The following is a 420-nucleotide window of genomic DNA, read 5'->3' as shown; positions in this document are numbered from 1 at the left end:
GCGCGCGTGACGGTGTCCTTGTACGCCACCTGCAGGCGGCCCGCGGGGGTTCCGGGGGCGGCGGGCCTGGGGAGGTCGGCCGAGACGCGGCCGAGGTCGTCGTGGGTGCGGGCGGCGAGGGTGAGGTCGATGCGCTCGTCCAGTTCCGTCTCGCTGAGCCGGCCTTCGGCGTAGGCGGTGTGGAGCCGGACGAGGACCTCGTCGCGGTCGCGGTCGGAGGCGCGGAGGGGCTGGTGCTCGACGCTCATCGCATCTCTCCTTCGAGAAGACGAGATGTATCTTAACCCGGCCGGGTCCGGGCATCGAGACATATCGCCAAATCCGGCCACCCCGCCGCGTGATCATGCTCGGCGGACGTCCGCCGCGCTAGGTTTCGGACATGCACGTAGCCGCCACAGGGGGGACGCTCGGCCGCGCGCA

Annotated in this window: 1 protein-coding gene; it reads right to left on the bottom strand. The window is 71.7% G+C overall.

Annotated features, from left to right (window positions below; translation table 11 throughout):
• The coding region (locus DMH08_RS39845; protein ID WP_148108685.1) for a DUF1707 SHOCT-like domain-containing protein at window positions 1–248 on the bottom strand (248 nt) is incomplete at its 3' end.
• Window positions 249–420: the final 172 nt, after the last annotated feature.

The organism is Actinomadura sp. WAC 06369, assembly GCF_003947565.1.
In the GTDB taxonomy this organism is placed as follows: Bacteria; Actinomycetota; Actinomycetes; order Streptosporangiales; family Streptosporangiaceae; genus Spirillospora; species Spirillospora rifamycini.
This window is presented reverse-complemented; position numbering and strand designations above follow the sequence as displayed.